The sequence below is a fragment of the Sphingopyxis sp. Geo25 genome, assembly GCF_949769135.1.
Taxonomy (GTDB): Bacteria; Pseudomonadota; Alphaproteobacteria; order Sphingomonadales; family Sphingomonadaceae; genus Sphingopyxis.
Map to the genome: position 1 here is coordinate 17,580 of NZ_CATKOZ010000010.1, position 18,378 is coordinate 35,957.

Annotated in this window: 17 protein-coding genes and 1 tRNA gene; 8 read left to right on the forward strand and 10 right to left on the reverse strand. The window is 67.3% G+C overall.

The annotated features are described in order from the left end of the window. Positions 1 to 8 precede the first annotated feature (8 nt). The 3 genes from QOL68_RS18110 to QOL68_RS18120 are packed head-to-tail and all read left to right on the forward strand — an operon-like array spanning position 9 to position 3,216. The gene (locus QOL68_RS18110) at positions 9 to 857 is read left to right on the forward strand and encodes a mitofilin family membrane protein (RefSeq protein ID WP_283404337.1); all 849 of its coding nucleotides are present in this window, start codon (positions 9 to 11) and stop codon (positions 855 to 857) included. A 38-nt stretch (positions 858 to 895) separates the two neighbouring features. Further along, complete coding sequence (locus QOL68_RS18115) at positions 896 to 2,098, forward strand: acyl-CoA dehydrogenase (RefSeq protein WP_282950410.1); 1,203 nt, start codon at positions 896 to 898, stop codon at positions 2,096 to 2,098. After that, positions 2,098 to 3,216, forward strand: coding sequence for a CaiB/BaiF CoA transferase family protein (locus QOL68_RS18120; protein WP_282950409.1), 1,119 nt, complete (start codon positions 2,098 to 2,100; stop codon positions 3,214 to 3,216). Before QOL68_RS18115 ends, QOL68_RS18120 begins: the two co-directional genes overlap by 1 nt. 50 nt (positions 3,217 to 3,266) lie before the next feature. On the opposite strand, the gene QOL68_RS18125 is transcribed toward QOL68_RS18120, so the two are convergent. Next, complete coding sequence (locus QOL68_RS18125) at positions 3,267 to 5,615, reverse strand: TonB-dependent receptor (protein ID WP_282950408.1); 2,349 nt, start codon at positions 5,613 to 5,615, stop codon at positions 3,267 to 3,269. 214 nt (positions 5,616 to 5,829) lie between these two features. Here QOL68_RS18125 and QOL68_RS18130 point away from each other — a divergent pair, with 214 nt between their 5' ends. Further along, a complete protein-coding gene (locus QOL68_RS18130) occupies positions 5,830 to 6,471 on the forward strand; it encodes a TetR/AcrR family transcriptional regulator (RefSeq protein WP_058454298.1) in 642 nt (213 codons plus the stop codon). On the opposite strand, the gene metW is transcribed toward QOL68_RS18130, so the two are convergent. Together metW and metX are read right to left on the reverse strand one after the other, a co-directional pair. Beyond that, positions 6,468 to 7,064 carry a methionine biosynthesis protein MetW gene (metW, locus tag QOL68_RS18135; protein ID WP_204993615.1) on the reverse strand — a complete coding sequence of 199 codons (597 nt, stop codon included), beginning with the start codon at positions 7,062 to 7,064 and terminating at the stop codon, positions 6,468 to 6,470. The genes QOL68_RS18130 and metW overlap by 4 nt on opposite strands. Further along, entirely contained in the window at positions 7,058 to 8,179 is a 1,122-nt protein-coding gene (gene metX / locus QOL68_RS18140; protein ID WP_282950407.1) for a homoserine O-acetyltransferase MetX, read from the reverse strand. Before metX ends, metW begins: the two co-directional genes overlap by 7 nt. Positions 8,180 to 8,258: 79 nt before the next feature. Here metX and hisC point away from each other — a divergent pair, with 79 nt between their 5' ends. Further along, positions 8,259 to 9,374, forward strand: coding sequence for a histidinol-phosphate transaminase (gene hisC / locus QOL68_RS18145; protein WP_282950406.1), 1,116 nt, complete (start codon positions 8,259 to 8,261; stop codon positions 9,372 to 9,374). Continuing rightward, entirely contained in the window at positions 9,371 to 10,276 is a 906-nt protein-coding gene (locus QOL68_RS18150) for a prephenate/arogenate dehydrogenase family protein (protein WP_282950426.1), read from the forward strand. The genes hisC and QOL68_RS18150 overlap by 4 nt, the downstream gene beginning before the upstream one ends. A 39-nt stretch (positions 10,277 to 10,315) precedes the next feature. Here the strand turns inward: QOL68_RS18150 and QOL68_RS18155 are convergent, their stop codons facing one another. Genes QOL68_RS18155 through ftsE form a run of 4 tightly spaced genes read right to left on the reverse strand, consistent with a single transcriptional unit; the run spans position 10,316 to position 13,212 of the window. Beyond that, positions 10,316 to 11,038, reverse strand: a complete 723-nt coding sequence (locus QOL68_RS18155; protein WP_282950405.1) for a lysophospholipid acyltransferase family protein — start codon at positions 11,036 to 11,038, stop codon at positions 10,316 to 10,318. Positions 11,039 to 11,049: 11 nt separating this feature from the next. Further along, positions 11,050 to 11,580 (reverse strand): YdcF family protein, encoded by a 531-nt coding sequence (locus QOL68_RS18160; protein WP_282950404.1) that lies wholly within the window; start codon positions 11,578 to 11,580, stop codon positions 11,050 to 11,052. After that, positions 11,577 to 12,482, reverse strand: coding sequence for a cell division protein FtsX (locus QOL68_RS18165; RefSeq protein ID WP_204993564.1), 906 nt, complete (start codon positions 12,480 to 12,482; stop codon positions 11,577 to 11,579). Before QOL68_RS18165 ends, QOL68_RS18160 begins: the two co-directional genes overlap by 4 nt. Before the next feature lie 7 nt (positions 12,483 to 12,489). Then, positions 12,490 to 13,212, reverse strand: coding sequence for a cell division ATP-binding protein FtsE (ftsE, locus tag QOL68_RS18170; protein WP_282950403.1), 723 nt, complete (start codon positions 13,210 to 13,212; stop codon positions 12,490 to 12,492). Positions 13,213 to 13,473: 261 nt separating this feature from the next. Here ftsE and QOL68_RS18175 point away from each other — a divergent pair, with 261 nt between their 5' ends. Further along, on the forward strand, positions 13,474 to 14,286 hold the full coding sequence (locus QOL68_RS18175; RefSeq protein ID WP_282950402.1) for a zinc-ribbon domain-containing protein: 813 nt from the start codon (positions 13,474 to 13,476) through the stop codon (positions 14,284 to 14,286). A gap of 31 nt (positions 14,287 to 14,317) precedes the next feature. Here QOL68_RS18175 and QOL68_RS18180 read toward each other — a convergent pair whose 3' ends face one another. Further along, a complete protein-coding gene (locus tag QOL68_RS18180; protein ID WP_282950401.1) occupies positions 14,318 to 15,379 on the reverse strand; it encodes a YeiH family protein in 1,062 nt (353 codons plus the stop codon). A 101-nt stretch (positions 15,380 to 15,480) separates the two neighbouring features. On the opposite strand from QOL68_RS18180, the gene QOL68_RS18185 reads away from it, so the two are divergent. Next, positions 15,481 to 15,557: transfer RNA gene (locus tag QOL68_RS18185), tRNA-Arg, on the forward strand. Between the two features lie 533 nt (positions 15,558 to 16,090). On the opposite strand, the gene QOL68_RS18190 is transcribed toward QOL68_RS18185, so the two are convergent. Together QOL68_RS18190 and QOL68_RS18195 are read right to left on the reverse strand one after the other, a co-directional pair. Next, a complete protein-coding gene (locus QOL68_RS18190; RefSeq protein WP_058457366.1) occupies positions 16,091 to 16,645 on the reverse strand; it encodes a DUF4136 domain-containing protein in 555 nt (184 codons plus the stop codon). A gap of 159 nt (positions 16,646 to 16,804) precedes the next feature. After that, on the reverse strand, positions 16,805 to 18,355 hold the full coding sequence (locus QOL68_RS18195; protein WP_282950400.1) for a DHA2 family efflux MFS transporter permease subunit: 1,551 nt from the start codon (positions 18,353 to 18,355) through the stop codon (positions 16,805 to 16,807). Between the last annotated feature and the right edge of the window lie 23 nt (positions 18,356 to 18,378).

Genomic DNA, 18,378 nt, shown 5'->3' on the forward strand with positions numbered 1-18,378 from the left:
TGGCCCCGGTGAAAAGACTTTCGCTCCGCGCGCTGTTCATCGGCGCGGTGCTTCTCCTGATCCTGGGCGTGGTCGGCGGCGGCTGGGCGATGAGTCGCTGGCTGGCGAGCGAGAAGCCCCCGGTGACCGTCGTCAGCGACGAACCGGCGGTGGGCGGAGCGCTCGCCGCGATCGGCCAGGCCGAGGTGGCGGCTGGCGGGCAGGTGGCCGCGGCGCCCGCAGTCGACGGCGCAGGCGGTCTCGCGGCGCGCGTTGCCGAGCTCGAACAGCGGCTGTCGCGCATCAACCTGCAGGCCGAATCGGCGTCGGGCAACGCCTCGCGCGCCGAGGGGCTGCTCGTCGCTTTCGCGGTGCGGCGCGCGCTCGATCGCGGGTTGTCGCTCGGCTATCTCGAGGCGCAGCTTCGCCTGCGTTTCGGCGACGACCAGCCCAATGCGGTCAAGACGATCATCGAAACCTCGCGCGAGCCGGTGACGCTGGAGCAGCTGCGCGCCGAACTCGACGCGATCGCGCCCGAACTTGTCGGGCGCAGCGGCGACAAGGGCAGCCTGTGGACCGGCCTACGCCGCGAGCTCGGCGAATTGTTCGTCGTGCGCCCGGCGGGCACGCAGTCGCCCCGCGCGACCGAGCGGCTCGAACGCGCGCGCCGCTATCTGGCCGGCGGCATGGTCGACCAGGCGATTACCGAGGTCGAGGCGATGCCCGGCGCGGCGGAGGCGGGCGACTGGCTGATCGACGCGCGCCGCTATCACGAGGCGCGCCGTGCGCTTGACCTGATCGAGACCGCCGCGATATTGGAGCCGCGCGACGGGGCCGCCGTCGCGATGGCCCGCGATCCGGCCCAAACGACCCCCTGAGCGCGCCCGCGGGCACGCCCCAAGAGAAAGCCCGACCCATGGCCCTCGCCGATCCGCAGCGTATCGAAGCGCTCGACCCGTTCGATCCCCTCCAGCTCGCCGACCAGCTGAGCGAAGAGGAGCGGATGATCCAGAGCGCGGCGCGCGCCTATGCCGAGGGCGAACTGCTCCCGCGCGTGACCTCGGCGTTTCTCGAGGAACGCTTCGACCGCGAGATCATGTCGGAAATGGGCCGGCTCGGCCTGCTCGGCGCGACGATCGATCCCGAATATGGCGGGGCGGGGCTCAATTACGTTTCCTACGGGCTGATCGCGCGCGAGGTCGAGCGCATCGATTCGGGCTATCGCTCGGCCTGTTCGGTGCAGAGCAGCCTCGTGATCCATCCGATCAACGCCTATGGCAGCGAGGAGCAGAAGCGGAAGTTTCTGCCCGGGCTGACCGCGGGCGAACTCGTCGGCTGTTTCGGCCTGACCGAGCCCGACGCGGGCAGCGACCCCGGCAGCATGCGCACGCGCGCCGAGAAGATCGCGGGCGGCTATCGCCTGAAGGGCGCGAAGATGTGGATCACCAATTCGCCGATCGCCGACGTCTTCGTCGTCTGGGCGAAATCGGACGCGCACGACGGCGCGATCCGCGGCTTCATCCTCGAAAAGGGGATGAAGGGCCTGTCGGCGCCGAAGATCGAGGGCAAGGTCAGCTTGCGCGCCTCGATCACCGGCGAGATCGTTATGGACGGGGTGGAAGTCGGCGAGGATGCGCTGCTGCCGCACGTCTCGGGCCTGAAAGGCCCGTTCGGCTGCCTCAACCGCGCGCGCTACGGCATCGGCTGGGGCGCGATGGGCGCGGCCGAATTCTGCTACGAAGCGGCGCGCAACTACACGCTCGAACGCAAGCAGTTCGGGCGCCCGCTCGCGGCGAACCAGATCGTGCAGCTGAAGCTCGCCAACATGCTCACGGAAATTTCGATGGGGCTGCAGACCGCGCTCCGCGTCGGCCGGCTGATCGACGAGGGGCGGCTGGTGCCCGACGCGATCAGCCTCCTGAAGCGCAACAATTGCGGCAAGGCGCTCGATATCGCGCGCGTCGCGCGCGATATGCACGGCGGTAACGGGATTTCGGCCGACTATCATGTCATCCGTCACGCGGTGAACCTCGAAACGGTGAACACCTATGAGGGCACGCACGACGTCCATGCGCTGATCCTCGGCCGCGCGATCACCGGCATTCCCGCCTTTTCCTGATGCGGCCGCTCGAGGGCCTGCGCGTCGTCGAGCTGGCGCGCGTGCTTGCGGGGCCGTGGTGCGGGCAGCTGCTCGCGGATCTCGGCGCCGAGGTGGTCAAGGTCGAGCGGCCGGGCGCCGGCGACGACACGCGCGAATGGGGGCCGCCCTTCGTCACCGGCGCGGACGGCGCGAATCTGGGCGCGGCCTATTATCACAGCACCAATCGCGGCAAGCGGAGCGTCGCGATCGACATCGCGAGCGCCGCCGGGCAGGCCGAAGTGCGTGCGTTGCTCGCCGACGCCGATGTCGTGATCGAGAATTACAAGGTGGGCGGGCTCGCCAAATATGGGCTCGATCCGGCGCGATTGCTCGCCGATTTCCCGCGGCTGATCGTCTGCTCGATCACCGGGTTCGGCCAGGCAGGGCCTTATGCGCACCGCGCGGGCTATGATTTCATCGTCCAGGCGATGAGCGGCTTCATGTCGCTGACCGGCGAGCCCGACGGCGCGCCGCAAAAGGCGGGAATCGCCTATGCCGACATTTTCACCGGCATGTATTCGGCGGTCGCGATCCTCGCGGCGCTGCGACGTCGTGACGTCAGCGGTGCGGGCGCGCATATCGACATGGCGCTGCTCGATTCGCAGGTCGCGGTGCTCGCCAACCAGGCCGCGAACTATCTGGCGAGCGGGGTGTCGCCGAAGCGGATGGGCAATGGCCACGCGAATGTCGTGCCCTATCAGGCGTTTGCGACCGCCGACGGCCAGCTCGTCGTCGCGGTCGGCAACGACAGCCAGTATCGCAAGCTTTGCGCGATCCTGGGCGAACCGCAGTGGGCCGACGATGCGCGCTTCGCGAACAATGCCGCGCGGCTCGCGAACCGGGCGGCGCTGATCCCGCTGCTTGCGGCGAAGATCGCCACCTGGGACGCGCAACCGCTGTCGCTGGCGCTCGAGGCCGAAGGCGTGCCGGCGGGGCCGATCAACGACCTCGCCGGGGTGTTCGCCGATCCGCAGGTTATCGCGCGCGGCATGCGCTTCCGGCCCGAGGGCGCGTCGATCGACGGCGTCGCGAGCCCGATCGTGATCGATGGCGAGCGGATGGTTGCCGCGACCGGGGCGCCGCCACTCGCTCCATAGAAAAAGGGGCGCCGCAGCCGACGCCCCTTTCCCCCCTTATTACCTTGCGATCAGAATTTGACCGTGCCGGTGACGAAGACCTGGCGCGGGTTGCCGTAGAAGGCGGTCAGTGTGCCTTCGGTGCCCAGCGCCGAGGTCGGCAAGCCGTTCGCGCCGAGGATCGGCACGCCGGTAACCGGGTTCACGCCGATGAAGGTATAGCCCGAGGTCTTGTAGTGCTTGTCGGTCAGGTTCTTGCCGAACACGCCGAGACTCCAGCGGCCTTCGGGCGCGGTGTAGACGAGGCTGGCGTCCCACAGCGCGAAGCCCTTCTGGTCGATATAGGGGTTCGGAATTTCGAACTGGTTGGTCTTGCTGCGGTACGACAGCGTCGTACCGAAGCTGATGTCGCCGTCGCCGACCGGGGCCGAATAGGCGAGCGTGCCGCTGGCGGTCCATTTGGGCGTGTTCTGGACGCGGCGGAAATCGGCGACGTCGGTCGGCACGCCGGCGATATTGGTGACGAAGCGCTTGTACTGCGCATCGATATAGCCGAGCGCGGTCGACAGCGTCAGCCGGTCGCCCGCCGCCGCCAGATCCTCGCCGAGCCGCGCGCGGCCCTCGAACTCGAGGCCCTTGAAGGTCGCCTTGCCGGCGTTCGACACGATGCCGCAGAAGCTGGGCAGGCCGCCGACGGTGCAAGCGACCGAGCCGGGGATCTGGACGTCGGTATAGTCGGCATAGAAGCCCGCAATCGCGACGTTCAGCCCGCCGTCGAACAGGCTGCCCTTGTAGCCGAGCTCGTAGCTTTCGACCTTTTCGGGGCGGAAGCTCAGGAAGGCGGCGATTTCAGCGTCGCTGCGTGTGCCGTTGCCGTCGAGGTCGGGCGCGTTGGCCCCGACGCCGCGCGGATCGAAGCCGCCACCCTTGAAGCCCTGCGAATAGCTTGCGTAGAGCGTGTGATCGGGCGTGGGCTTGAAGGTCAGCGAGGCGCGCGGGGTGAATTTGTTGAACTTGCGGCTGCCCTCGAAATCGGTGCCCGGTGCGCCGAAGGGAACGCCCGCGCCGCCGAACACCGGCGATCCGCCGCCCAGATAATTCTGGCGCAGGATCGAAGCCTCGCGCTTGTCCCACGTATAGCGGCCGCCGAGCGACAGGCTGAACTGGTCGGTGAAATCATAGGTGAAATCGCCGAACACGGCCGCGGTCTTGGTATCGACATCGGCCTCGGTGAAGGCGGTCAGCCCGGCAAATGTGTTGAAGATGCGGACGTCGAAAAGCGTGTCGGCGGTCGCGTCGAGATAATAGAAGCCAAGCAGGCCTTTCAGCTTGTCGCCTTCGTACAGGAGCTGGAATTCCTGGCTGACCTGTTCGTTGAAATAGAAGCCGGGAACGTCGACATCGACCGCGGGCAAAGCGTCGAAATCGATCGGGGTCGCCGACTTGTCCTTGCGCCAGGCGCTGATCGAGCGGAGCGTGACCGTGTCGCTGAGCTCGGCGGTGACATTCATCGCGAGGCCGTAAGCCTCGATGCTCTGCTTGGGATCGACGAGACCGCCGCGGCTGTCATAGACGTCGTCGAGCACCGGCGCGTTTGTCGCGAGGCTGGGAATCAGGCGGTGGCCGCCGCGCGGATCGCTCTTGTCCTTGCTATAGTCGCCCGAGATGCGGATCAGCACCGGCTCGCCATAGCCGCCGAACTCGACGGTTCCGCGACCCGCCCAGACATCCTTGTTGTAATTTTCGAGGCCGGTGGTGAGATTGTCGCCGAAGCCGCCGCGCGAGAGTCGCGCGACCGAGCCGCCGATGCGAAGCAGATCACCGATCGGGGTGCTGGCGGTAACGATCAGGTCGGCCTGCTTGTAGGTTCCGAGCGTGCCCTTGATCTTGAGCGAGAAATCCTGCGGCAATGGGGCGGTGACATATTTGACCGCGCCGCCGATGGTGTTGCGGCCATAGAGCGTGCCCTGCGGCCCACGCAAAATTTCGATGCGCTCGACGTCATAGATGTCGAGCACTGCCGCCTGCGGGCGGTTCAGATAGACGTCGTCGAGGTAGAGGCCGACGCCCTGTTCGAAACCCGATACGGGGTCCTGCTGGCCGACGCCGCGGATGAAGGCGGTCAGCGTCGAGTTCGAGCCGCGCGAGACTTCGAGCGTCGTGTTCGGCGTGGTCTGCCCGATTTCGGTGATGTCGATCGCGCCGGCCTTTTCGAGCGCTTCGCCCGAATAGGCGGTGATCGCGACCGGAACGTCGATCAGCCGTTCGTCGCGGCGGCGGGCGGTGACGATGATCTCCTCATCGCCGGCATCGGCACTTGCGCCTTCTTCCTGGGCGAAGGCGGCAGGCGTGAAGGCGAGGATCGAAAGCGCGCTCGTTGCATAGATGGCACGGCGCAGCTGGCGGGCGAAAGGACGCATGAAAACTCTCCCATGTGGCGGACGACCCCTCGCCGTCCCTCCTCTTTTCTTGGGCCCGGTCTTGCCAAGCCGCGCGCCACCCAATAATGAAACATGAACCAAGTTTCAACTTGGAATGTGAAACCGCTATGTTTTGCCTGCCGGTGATGCGAAAAGGTCACGCTGGCGGTAACCCGAGGAGGGGCAGGCGGACAGGGGACGGGAAGGCAAGGCAATGGATCAGCCGCGCTCATCGGCGCCGCTACGGGCGGAAGAAACGGGGAATCCCGACAAGACACCGCGCACCGAGCGCGGGCGGCGGACCTTGCGCAAGCTGCTCGACGCCGCGGCGACCGAGTTTGGCGAGCGCGGGTTTCACGATGCGTCGATCAGCGGCATCACGCGCCGCGCCGGCACCGCGCTCGGCAGTTTCTACACCTATTTCGATTCGAAGGACGAAATCTTCCAGGCGCTCGTCCGCTATATGAGCGAGCAGTTGCGCGACCATGTCACCCCGCGCGTGCAGGCGGCCCCCGACGAGATCAGCGCCGAGCGGATCGGCCTTGAATCCTTCCTCGGCTTCGTGCGCGAGCACAAGGAAATCTATCGCATCATCGACGAGGCCGAGTTCGTCGATTACGCAAGCTATCGCCGCCACTATGAAACGACGGTCGAACGTATGCGGCAGCGGTTGGAAGCCGGCGCGGCGCGCGGCGAGATCCGCGCGGATGCGAGCGAGGTCCATGCCTGGGCGATCGCGGGGATGAACGTGTTCCTGGGGATGCGCTACGGATTGTGGGATGCCGACGCCGACATCGCCGATGTGGCGCGGATCGCCAACGACATGCTCGCGAACGGACTGAAAAAGCGGGATTAACCGCGCGCGATCAGGAAGATCGCGTGCTCGGCGCGCCAGCTCGCGGCGGCGTCGCTCGTCGGCTTGTCGCCCGACAGATACCAGGCGCCCTCGACCCGGATGCCTTTTTCGCGCAGCAGCTCGCGAAAGTCGCGGACGGTCACATGGTGGATGTTCGGCGTCTCGTACCAGGCGACGGGCAGCAGCCGCGTCACCGGCATCCGGCCCGTCCATAGCAGCGACAATCGCACGCGCCAGTGCGCGAAATTGGGGAAGCTGACGAACGCGCGCGGCGCGATGCGGAGCAGTTCGCCGACGACGCGGTCGGGGCGTTCGGTCGTCTGCAGCGTCTGCGACAGGATGGCATAGTCGAACGCATCGTCGGGATAATCGGCGAGGTCGCGGTTTGCGTCGCCCTGCACCACCGACAGCCCCTGCGCCATCGCTGCCTCGATCGCCGCAGCGTCGATTTCGAGCCCGCGCGCGTCGATCTGCTTTTCGGCGCGCAGTTCGGCCATCAACGCGCCGTCGCCGCAGCCGATGTCGAGCGCGCGCACCCCCGCCGGAATCGCATCGGCGATGATGCGCAGATCGGGGCGAAGCGCGCTCACCAGCCGGCTCCGAGCGCGCCCGCCATGATCCGGTCGAGCGCAGGGACATCGAGCAGGAAGCTGTCGTGGCCGAAGGGCGCCGACAGCTCGACGAAACTCGCCGCCGCACCCACCGAATGGAGCGCCTGGACGATGCGCCGCGATTCGGCGGTCGGATAGAGCCAGTCGGTGTCGAAGCTCACCAGCGTGAAGCGTACATCCTTGGCGTTCGCGAAGGCGCCTGCAAGGCGCCCGTCATGCGGTTCGGCGAGGTCGAAATAGTCCATCGCGCGGGTGATATAGAGATAGGCGTTGGCGTCGAAGCGGTCGGTGAAGGCCAGCCCCTGGTGCCGCAAATAGGATTCGATCTGGAAATCGGCGTCGAAGCCGAAACTCTTGATGTCGCGCGCCTGCAGGCGGCGGCCGAACTTCTCGGTCAGCCCTTCCTCGGACAGATAGGTGATGTGTGCGGCCATGCGCGCGACCGCGAGGCCTTTTGTGGGCGCCCGTGCGCTGCCGTAATATTGGCCATCCTGCCAGTCGGGATCGGCCATGATCGCCTGCCGTCCGACCTCGTGGAACGCGATATTCTGCGCCGAATGGCGCGCTGCACTGGCGATCACGATCGCCGAGCGCAGCCGTTCGGGATAAGAGGCAGCCCACGCCAGCGTCTGCATACCGCCCATCGATCCGCCGATGACGGCATGAAGCCGCTCGATCCCCAGATGATCGAGCAGCATCGCCTGCGCGCGCACCATGTCGGTGATGGTGATGACGGGGAAGGCCATGCCCAGCGGCGCACCGGTCGCGGCGTCGGGGGTCGCGGGGCCACTCGACCCCATGCAGCTGCCGAGGACGTTGGCGCAGATGACGTGGAAGCGATCGGTGTCGATGGGCTTGCCGGGTCCGACCATCCGCGCCCACCAGCCGGGCTTGCCCGTCGCGGGATGGTCGCTCGCGACATATTGGTCGCCGGTGAGCGCGTGGCAGATCAGCACCGCATTCGACCTGTCGGCGTCGAGCGCGCCATAGCTTTGCCAGGCGATCGTCACCGACGGCAGCGACTGGCCGCTGTCGAGCGGCAGGGCTGCGGGAATCGTCACGCTCTGGTGCTGGATCTGGTGAAGCAGGCTTGCCATCGTGCGCGCGGGGCTAAGCGGGCGCGGACAGGCTGTCAACGTGCTGGACTTGGGGCGCACAGCCGCTAAACGGCGCGGCATGACCGACGCGACCCCGACCCTCACTCCGAAGCCGTGGATCAGCGGCATCGCACCCTATGTGCCCGGCAAGTCGGCCGGTGCCGACGGTCGCCCGCTGATCAAGCTCAGCGCGAACGAAAATCCGCTCGGCACCGGGGACAAGGCGCGCGCGGCGTTCGCGGCGTCGCAGGCGGCGGCCGACGCGCTGTCGCGTTACCCCGACCCGGGCGCGAACGAGCTGCGCGCGACGATTGCGGCGAAGTTCGGGCTCGACCCGGCGCGGGTCATCTGCGGGAACGGCTCCGACGAGCTGCTGCACCTGGCGGCGGGCACTTATGCGGGGCCGGGCGACGAGATTCTCTATGTGCGCTATGGCTTCGCGGTCTATGAAATCGCCGCGCGCCGCGTCGGCGCTACGCCGGTCGAGGCCGACGATCGCGACTATGCGACCGACGTCGATGCGCTGCTTGCGGCGGTGACCGACAAGACCCGCGTCGTCTATCTCGCCAACCCGAACAATCCCACGGGCACGCTCGCGACGCGCGAGGAGGTGCAGCGGCTCTATGCGGGGCTGCCCAAGGACGTGCTGTTCGTGATCGACCAGGCCTATAGCGAATATCTTTCGGCGGCCGAGGACGATGGCGGGCTGGAGCTTGCGAAGACGCAGCCGAATGTCTTCGTCACGCGCACCTTCTCGAAGATCCACGGCCTTGCCGCCGAACGGATCGGCTGGGGCTATGCCGCCGCCGAGGTGATTTCGGCGCTGCACCGTATCCGCCTGCCGTTCAACGTCACGCGCGCGGGGCAGGCGGCGGCGATTGCCGCGCTCGGCGACGAGGATTTCGTCGCAAACAGCCGCGACCATAATGCCAGGTGGCGCGCGTGGCTGGCGCAGGAGCTCGAAAGCCTCGGCAACCATGGCGTCCGCGTCGTGCCGTCGGCGACCAACTTCCTGCTCGTGCTGTTCGAGGGCGAGGTCAGCGCCGAGACGGTCTACAACCGGCTGATGGACGCGGGCTATATCGTCCGCTGGCTGCCGGGGCAGGGGATTCCGCAGGCGCTGCGCATGACGATCGGTACCGAGGCGGAAACGCGCGGGCTGGCGGCGGCGATCCGCGCGGCGCTCGCCGGCTGATGGCGATCGAGCGGGTCACGGTCGTCGGGCTGGGGCTGATCGGCTCGTCGATCGCGCGCGCCGCGAAGGCGCGGCTGCCGCAGGTGACGGTGACCGGCCATGACGCCAGCGCCGATGTGCGCGAAGAGGCGCGGGCGCTCGGGCTGTGCGATACGATCGCCGACGATCCCGCCGCGTCCGTCCTGGGCTCCGACCTCGTCATTCTCGCGGTGCCGGTGGGGCGGATGGCCGATGCGGCCGCCGCGATCGTCTCGGGACTGAAGCCCGATGCGATCATTTCCGACGTCGGATCGTCGAAGGCGGGGGTCGCCGATGCGCTGGCGAAGGCGCTCCCCGACCATGTCGTCATTCCCGCGCATCCGGTCGCGGGGACCGAGAACAGCGGACCCGCCGCTGGCTTCGCGACCCTGTTCGAGGGACGCTGGTGCATCGTGACGCCGGGCGCGAGCGCGCCCGCCGACGCCGTGGCGGCACTGTCGGGCTTCTGGGAAGCGCTCGGCGCCAAGGTCGACACGATGGATGCGGCGCATCACGATATGGTGCTCGCGGTGACCAGCCACCTGCCGCACCTCATCGCCTATACGATCGTCGGCACCGCGAGCGAGCTGGAGGAAGTGACCGAGAGCGAGGTCATCAAATATTCGGCGGGCGGCTTCCGCGATTTCACGCGCATCGCGGCGAGCGACCCGGTGATGTGGCGCGACGTGTTCCTGGCGAACAAGGATGCCGTGCTCGAAACGCTGCAGCGCTTCAACGAGGATCTCACCGCGCTCCAGCAGGCGATCCGTCGCGGCGACGGAGCAAAGCTCGAGGACTGGTTCACGCGCACCCGCGCGATCCGGCGCTCGATCATCGAACAGGGGCAGGATGATGCCGCGCCCGATTTCGGGCGGCGGCATTGATTTTCCGCTGACACGGAAAGCGGCGGCGGGCCAGTGCCGCTATCTGGCCGAAAGCAGCGCCTCGGGCGGGTTCAGCGCATTGATGGCGCGCCAGACCCGCTCCTCGGCCTCTTCGCGCGGCAGGCCGGCGGGGATCGTCTCGCCGATCCGGTAGGTGATCGTGCCCGGCCATTTGACCCAGCGGCGCGGCGGATAGACGAGGCCGCTGTTCACCGCGACCGGGATCACGGGCACGCCGAGCATCCGGTAAACGCCCGCGAAGCCCGAGCGGAGCGGCGGCGCCGACCCGTGCGGCACGCGCGTTCCCTCGGCGAACAGCACCAGCGGACGACCCTTCGCCAGCGCGCCCTTGGCGGCGTTCAGCATCGCGCGCATCGCCTTGCCGCCGCCGTCGCGGTCGACCGGGATCAGGCCATAGAAGCGCGCCGCCTGCCCCCAGACGGGGATCGAGAAGAGCTCTTCCTTCGCGAATACCGCCGGATGCCTGAACAGCATCGGCTGTTCGATCGTCTCGAACGCGCCCTCATGCTTGAAGACGTAGAGGATGGGGATATCGGGCATGTCGCCCTCAACGACGATCCTCTGCCCGAGCACGAAGCGGCAGATCAGCCGGTGGAATTGCGCCCAGATGCGCACGAACCAGATCGTCGCATGGTGCGAGACCGGCAGCGAAATGACGGCGCCGATCGACGAGATGCTGCTCATGATCACGAACAGCAGCCAGAAGAGGATCGAGCGGAGAAGGGCGATGGTGTAGCGCATCGGCGCGGTTTCTAGAGGCCGAGGAGCCCGCCCGCCAGCCCGGCGAGATATTTATGATATTCGCGGAACAGGGTCGCGAAGTTCGGCTGGCTGCGCACCGCGTCGGGGACGATCCGAACCGTGTCGCCGACCGCGCGGCCGATCTCATATTCGGCGCGGCGCATGTGCCAGTCGGTGGTGATCAGGCGGATGCTCTTGTAGTTGCGCCGCTGGACCCAACTCGCGACCTCGGTCGCGTTCGAGCGCGTATCCTCGGCCTCGAACCCCAGCGCAATGCAGCAGTCGAAAAGCTTTTTGGAGCGCTTGTATTCGGCGGCGAGTTCCCCGGGCTTCACCTCGCGCGCGACGCCGCTGATCAGCAATCGCTTGGCATCGCCTGCCTCGAGCCGTTCGAGCGCGCGGTCGATCCGGCCGGGTCCGCCGGTCAGGACGACGATCGCGTCGGTCTTTTCGGCGGGTGCGGGCTGCGGCAACAGCAGCGCAAACCAGGCGAAGCCGAGCACCCAGGCCAGGAAGATGAGCGAAATCAGGCGCTTGATCATAGTATCTTCTGGAGGGCGGCGAGCAGGGTCAGCCGCGCGGTCAAAGCTGCGAGCGCGATAGCCAATAGCGGCAGCGCCAGCAAGAGCGTCCAGCCGGCGGGGCCGAGCGACGCGGTCGCGGCGAGCCCCGAGGTGACCCCCGACCATTGCCAGCCGATCAGCAGCAGGATCAGCGCCGCGACGACCGTGCCGAGCGCGATGCCATAAGCCGTGTCGATCGCGATCCGCCGCTGGAACAGCCGCGTGATCTGCTGGTCGGTCGCGCCGATCATGTGGAGCATCTCGATCGTCGCATAATGGGTGCCGAGCGCGGCGCGCGCCGTCATGATCACGACCGCGGCGCTCGCGAGCGTCATCAGGACGACGAGGCCGCCCGCGACCCAGGCGAGCGAACGGATCAGCCGCGCGACGGGGCCGAGCCATTCGGCGTGCGGGATGATCCGCGCGCCCGGTGCCTCGCGCGCGACCAGCGCGCGAAGCTGGCCCATGTGGCGGGCGCGGTCCTCGCCGACGAAATCGATGTCGATCAGCGCGGGGAGCGGCAGCGACTGCAGCACCGGGTCGTCGCCTTCCGCACCGCCGAACCATTGGCCGAGCGTCGCCTTCAATTCCTCCTGTTCGACCGCGCGCGCCGAGCGGACGAAGGGCTGCGCGGCGGCCGCGCGGCGCAAGGCGACGGCCTGTTCGGCGCGGGTGACGGGGTTGGCGGTAACGATCTGCACGGTCACGCGCCCCGCGATCGCGTCGCCGATCGCGTTCGCCGAGCGCGCGAGACCGACACCCGCTGCCGCTGCGAGCAGGGTGAGCAGCATCAGGATCGCGATGACCCACGGCGTCGGCCCCGACAGGCGGCGGTCGGGGAGCAGGCGGCGGTGCTGGACGGGAACGCGGGGGATGATCATCGGCGCGTCACGATCGGTTCGGCGGATAGCGCAGCGCGCCGGTCGGGTCGGACAGGCGCCCTTTTTCGAGGCGCATCATCTGCGCATTCTCGATGCGACTGATCAGGTGGATATCGTGCGTCGCAACCACGACAGTGGTGCCGAGGCGATTGAGCGCCTCGAACAGCCCCAGAAGGCGCGTCGCCATCTCGGGATCGACGTTGCCCGTCGGTTCGTCGGCGACGAGAAGCTGCGGCCGCGCGATCACCGCGCGGGCGATCGCGACGCGCTGTTGCTCGCCGCCCGAAAGCGTCGGGGGATAGGCTTCGGCGCGCTCGGCGAGACCGATCCAGCTCAGCATCTCGCCGACCGGGCCCGACAGATCCTCCTCGCTCACCCCCGCGATGCGCAGCGGCAAAGCGATGTTGTCGCGCGCACTGAGGTGCGGGATCAGCCGGAAATCCTGGAAGACGACGCCGATGCGGCGGCGGAAGCCCGGCAGGCGATGGCGCGGCATCGACACCAGATCCTCGCCGAACAGCCGGACGATCCCGCGGCTCGGCCGCTGCGCGAGATAGAGCAGTTTGAGCAGCGAGGTCTTGCCCGCGCCCGATGCGCCGGTGAGGAAATAGAAGCTGCCCGGCTGGAGGTTGAAGCTGATGTCGGACAGGATTTCGGCGTCGGGGCCATAGCGGAGCCCGACGCCGCTGAATTCGACCATCGCGCCGCCAGACCGGGGCGTCGACGTCATGACGCCCCCATGGCGCGCGCGGGCGCGACCGACGAACCGTGGATGATTGCAGCCCCGACGCTCATGCGCCCGGCTGTTACATGCCTGCCCACAGAGGTAAAGCGCTCTGTTTCGCAGGAGGCGGCGTCGGCCCACTCCCCCGCCCAACCTCCCGGCACGATATGCTATGGGAGGCTGGGCGGGGGAGTGGGCCGGCGCCGCGACAAGCTGCGCGTAACGCAGAGCTTGCCACGCGCGAATCGGCATGTTTAGAGGGGAGCCATGATCCTCGCCTGCCCGTCCTGCCATACGCGCTATGTCGTCCCCGACACGGCGATCGGACCCACCGGACGGACAGTACGCTGCGCCAATTGCCGGCATAGCTGGTTCCAGGAGGCCGCGGCGCCCGCCGCCGCGGCTCCACCGACCCCGCCGACCCCGCCGCCGGCGGCCGAACCGGCCGCGGCCGGGCCCGCCCCGGTCGTGCGCGAGCCCGATCCGGCGCCTGCCGCGCCGCCGCCCGAAGCGGTGCCCGAACGACCGGTTTTCGTCGAAGAGCCCGTCGCGGCTGCCCCGCCGCCGCCGCCCGAAGCCTTTGCCGCGCCCGAAACGCCGGTGATCCAGCCGCCGGCGGAAGACGCTCCGCTGCCCTTCCGCCGCCCGCGCCGCAACCCGGCGCGGCGCTGGACGCTGATCGCGGCGAGCGCGGCGCTGTTGATGCTCGCCGCGACCGGCGCGCTCTACTGGTTCGGGCTGCCCGGCTGGGCCCAGGGCCTCGGGATTCCCGGGATGACCGACGAGCCCGATCTGGTGATCGAGCTGCCGCCGAACCAGGACCATCGCGAACTGGCCGACGGCACCATCTATTTCGCCGCGTCGGGGGTGATCATCAACCCGACCGATCGCGAACAGCGCGTGCCGCCGATCCTCGCCGAACTGCGCGATGCGCAGGGGACGATCGTCTATAGCTGGACGATCAAGCCGCCGGTGCGGATGCTGCCGCCGAACGAGAAGGTCAATTTCAGCGAGGCCAAGCTCGATATTCCGCGCCGCGCCACGCAGCTGACGGTGAGCTGGGCGCTACCGAAGGGCTGATATCCCGGAGTGTTACGGTGACGTCACGGCGTCACAGGCTGATCGCGGCGGCCAGCGAAAACAGGAAGCTGGTCAGCGTCGCGACGACGATCGGGGCGAAGCTGCGCCACCCCTGATCGAGCAGCAGGTGCAGCCGCGCCTTCATCGCGGTCGCGACGATCGCGAGCAGCAACAGCGCCTGCGCGGCGGTATTCGCGGCGCCCTGCACGGGCTTCGGGATCGCGACCAGCGAATTGACCGCGGCGACGGCAAGAAAGCCGAGGATGAACCACGGCAGGCGCAGCGGAATGCGCGTCTTGGTATTGGCCTCGCCGCTCCGCGCCAGCCACAACCCGACGAGCATCAGCATCGGCGCGAGCAGCGCGACGCGCGCCAGCTTGACGATCGTCGCGACCTCGCCCGCTCGAGCGGAAAAGGAGAAGCCGCCGCCGATCGCCTGCGCGACGTCATGAATCGATGCGCCGATCAAAAAGCCTGCCTGCTGGTCCGAGAGGCCGAGTTCGGTCGCGAGTATCGGGTAAAGCGTCATCGCGAGTGCGCTCGCGACCGTGATGCCGACGAGCGTCAGCGTGAAGCGCGCCTGGTCGACGCGCTTGTCGCCGATCAGCGAGTAAAGCGCGAGCGCCGCCGACGCGCCGCAGATCGCGGTCGCCCCGCCCGCGAGCAGCGCCGAATGCCTGTCCTGCTGGAACAGACGCGCGCTTGCGACGGTTGCGACGATCACCGTGAGCATGATGAGCACGAGCAGCGCAAAGGGCAGCGGCCCCAGCTCGACGAGTTGTGTGGCGGTGATCCGCGCGCCGACGAGGACGATCCCGATCCGCAGCGCGGTCTGCGACATCAGGTCGAGCCCCGCGTGCGTTCGCTTGTCCTGCGACAGGAAGCTCATCGCGAGTCCGATCAACAGCCCCATCAGCACCAGCGGCGCGGCGTAATGGTCGGCGAGCCAGGCGGCGGCGAACGCGGCGATGGCAGTGACGAAGGCGCCGGGCAGATAGTCGCGCAGCCGGTGCTTCGCGGGCGGCACCGCCTCGAGCTGCATTTCGCCATACAGGTCGGCCGCCATCGGCCAGCTCTGCTCGGATGCGCGCATACGCTTTCCCCCAAATCGCCGCCCGCTTCGCACATCTGCGCGCGGCGGTCGATAGGCCATTGCTGGCGACGCCCTTGCTTGCTAGAGGCCGCGCTCTACCGGCACCCGTAGCTCAGCTGGATAGAGCGCTGCCCTCCGAAGGCAGAGGCCAGGGGTTCGAATCCCTTCGGGTGCGCCATTTCTTCTTATATTTCAGTTGCTTGGCTGGGTTCCGGAGGTGGGTTCGGGAGCCGGTATTTTGCCGCGTAAGCACCTCGTTCGTGAAACTATGCTGTTACGCGCTGAAATTGAAGGGCCGTGGCCCGAATCGAAGGAAGCGCTGGTCCATGATTTCAATGCTTTAGAAGCATTCTGAAGGTCTTCGAAGACCGGCCCCTGCCTCCGTTGGAAATGCCTTCAAACGCGCCGACTGTTGCCAAACATGCTTGCGGATTGCTCGGAATTGCTAATGTTCGGGCACGGCAACTTTGCGCCTCATGCCGGCCGTTCCGACCTTCATCGGCGTCCACACAAAAGCGGGCGTTCGATCGACGCGCTGACGATGCCGCTCGCAACGATTGCCTTGGGCTCGGTTTAATGGGGCTGCGCGAAACGGGCGCATCTGTAAGCCTCATGATAATCGAATGGCGTCCTGGGTGGGAAGGTCAGACGGCCTGAAAGTCGAGCGAACGAGGGGCTTGGGGCTTGGCCCCTCGTTCGCGGCGGTGCCGCTCATTGCGTCGGCAGCGCCTTGGTCATGTCGCGCAGCAGCACCGTCAACTTGGCTTCCGACACGTCCTTGCCCGTAACGCGCTTCTTCGACGTGGCGCGCCAGACGAGGCGGCCGGTCTCGCGCTCGATCAGGTCGAGCACCAGCGTGCCCTGCGTATGCTGGCTCGCGTCCAATCGATAATCGCCCGCTGTCGGGCAGAAGGGCAAGCCGCAGTCCGCGCCATCGGCCTTCAGCTTGCCACCGGTTTCGGGCTGCATGATGACCGTGTAGGCGACCAGCAGGTCTGCTTCGGCCGGGTCTTCGGTCAGGCGATAGCCGCGCGTCTCCAGCATGGCTTCGGTCGTCGTGCGCAGCCGATCGACGGCGATCTCGTTCGTGATCGCGGGATCGGGGACGCCGGTTCCGAAGGCACGCATCGGCGCCCAGGCGAAGGTCGCGCCCTTGGCCAGCGCCGGCGACGAAGACTGGATGACCTCGACCTTGGCGGCCGCCTGCATTGTTATAGCGGCGCCTACGAAAGCGAAAGCGATTGCGAGACTTTTGACGATATTCATGAGGATTTCCTGTTCTGTTTCTTGTGTGGGGAGTGGTCGGCATCGGGCACCGACGTCGGTTTGACGATCGGGCACGATGCCGGTTCTTGTCGCCCGGCACCGGGTCTCTTGTCCCCGGGCCGGTATCCGCGGATTGTCGGGCCGCTTCGGATCGGCCGCCTAGTGCGCGCCGCTCGTGTCAATCGGCCCCTTGGGCTTGGGCACCAGCCAGATGAGCGTCGCTGCCGCCCCCAGACAAAGGGCGATCACGCCGAACATGTTGAGCGTCGCCAGCATGACGCTCTGGCCTTCGATAACATATGACAGCAGTGTCCTTGCCGTGTCGGCGGGAACGCCTTGGGCGACCATCGAGCCGACCGCCGCGTCGCCGTGCTGCATCGCATTGACGATCTCGGTGTTGTTGGCCCGCGTCGCGTTCGACCAGCCGCTCTGGATCAGCGAGGTGGCGAAAGCGCCGGCGAGCGTCCGCATGAAGTTCGACAGGCCGGCGGCATCGGCCTGTTCGTGCGGTTCGACGCTCGCCATGGCAAGCCCTGTGACGGGGACGAAGAACATGACCATGAACGTGCCGGTGAGGAGCGTCGGCCAGGCCATTTGCAGGAAGGTGACGTCGTTGCTGAAGGTCAGCATGCGCCAGACCATGATCAGGGCAAGGCCGAGGATGCCGATGCAGACGACCAACCGCGGGTCGAACTTGTCGACGGCCTTGCCCACCAGCGGAGCGCAGAGCACGGCGAGGATGCCCATGATGCCGGTCGCATAGCCCGCCCAGGTGGCGGTGTAGCCCATGTTGGACTGTAGCCAGAGCGGCAGGATCACGATGCTGGCGAAGAAGGCGCCGAAGCCGACCGAGTAGGTCGTCGCGGCCCCGACGAAGCCGCGGTGCCGGAAGACCTTGAGGTTGACGATCGGATTCTTCTCGGTGAGCTCCCAGATCAGGAAGGCGGCAAAGCCGATGGCGGCGATGATGCCGAGGGTCCGGATCTCGTGGCTGGCGAACCAGTCGTGGTTGCGTCCTTCGTCGAGCATGATCTGCAGCGAACCGACCCAGACGACGAGCAGCGCGAGGCCGACCTTGTCGATCGCCGCCTGGAACCTGGGGTCGGCCTGGCCCCGCATCAGCATGAACAGGGCGATCCCTGCCACGGCGGCGACCGGCACCTTGATGAAGAAGATCCATTCCCAGCCATAATTGTCGCAGATGATGCCGCCGAGGATCGGACCGGCGACCGGCCCGATCAGCGTCGTCATCGCCCAGATCACCGTGGCCAGCGTCGCCTTCTCCTTGGGGAAGATGCGCAGCAGCAGCATTTGCGAAAGCGGCATGATCGGCCCGCCGAACTGGCCGAGCAGCACGCGCATGCCGAGCAGCATGCCGAGCGAACCCGCCAGACCGCACAGCAGCGAAATCGCCGCGAACGCGAGATAACAGACGATGAAGGTGCGCTGAGCGCCGTATTTCTTGGCCAGAAAGCCGGTGAGCGGGACGGTGATCGCCTCCGCCACCGCATAGGAGGTGATCACCCAGGTTCCCTGGCTCGCGGAGACGCCGAGCGATCCCGCGATGGTGTTGACCGACACATTGGCGATCGTCGTGTCGAGCACGACGAGGAAATTGCCGAGCCCGATCAGGATCGCGGCGATGTAGAGTTTGATGCCGGTGAGCGGAGGCGCCTCTCGCGCCTCCGCAAAGGCTTTGAATATGGACATGTGCGTGCCCCTCTTTGCCGGGC

Excerpts from the sequence above, each read along its gene's own strand:
- QOL68_RS18115 (WP_282950410.1), top strand. The coding sequence starts at position 896 with ATGGCCCTCGCCGATCCGCAGCGTATCGAAGCGCTCGACCCGTTCGAT.
- QOL68_RS18120 (WP_282950409.1), top strand. The coding sequence starts at position 2,098 with ATGCGGCCGCTCGAGGGCCTGCGCGTCGTCGAGCTGGCGCGCGTGCTT.
- QOL68_RS18125 (WP_282950408.1), bottom strand. The coding sequence starts at position 5,615 with ATGCGTCCTTTCGCCCGCCAGCTGCGCCGTGCCATCTATGCAACGAGC.
- QOL68_RS18130 (WP_058454298.1), top strand. The coding sequence starts at position 5,830 with ATGGATCAGCCGCGCTCATCGGCGCCGCTACGGGCGGAAGAAACGGGG.
- metX (WP_282950407.1), bottom strand. The coding sequence starts at position 8,179 with ATGGCAAGCCTGCTTCACCAGATCCAGCACCAGAGCGTGACGATTCCC.
- hisC (WP_282950406.1), top strand. The coding sequence starts at position 8,259 with ATGACCGACGCGACCCCGACCCTCACTCCGAAGCCGTGGATCAGCGGC.
- QOL68_RS18155 (WP_282950405.1), bottom strand. The coding sequence starts at position 11,038 with ATGCGCTACACCATCGCCCTTCTCCGCTCGATCCTCTTCTGGCTGCTG.
- QOL68_RS18160 (WP_282950404.1), bottom strand. The coding sequence starts at position 11,580 with ATGATCAAGCGCCTGATTTCGCTCATCTTCCTGGCCTGGGTGCTCGGC.
- QOL68_RS18165 (WP_204993564.1), bottom strand. The coding sequence starts at position 12,482 with ATGATCATCCCCCGCGTTCCCGTCCAGCACCGCCGCCTGCTCCCCGAC.
- ftsE (WP_282950403.1), bottom strand. The coding sequence starts at position 13,212 with ATGACGTCGACGCCCCGGTCTGGCGGCGCGATGGTCGAATTCAGCGGC.
- QOL68_RS18175 (WP_282950402.1), top strand. The coding sequence starts at position 13,474 with ATGATCCTCGCCTGCCCGTCCTGCCATACGCGCTATGTCGTCCCCGAC.
- QOL68_RS18180 (WP_282950401.1), bottom strand. The coding sequence starts at position 15,379 with ATGCGCGCATCCGAGCAGAGCTGGCCGATGGCGGCCGACCTGTATGGC.
- QOL68_RS18190 (WP_058457366.1), bottom strand. The coding sequence starts at position 16,645 with ATGAATATCGTCAAAAGTCTCGCAATCGCTTTCGCTTTCGTAGGCGCC.
- QOL68_RS18195 (WP_282950400.1), bottom strand. The coding sequence starts at position 18,355 with ATGTCCATATTCAAAGCCTTTGCGGAGGCGCGAGAGGCGCCTCCGCTC.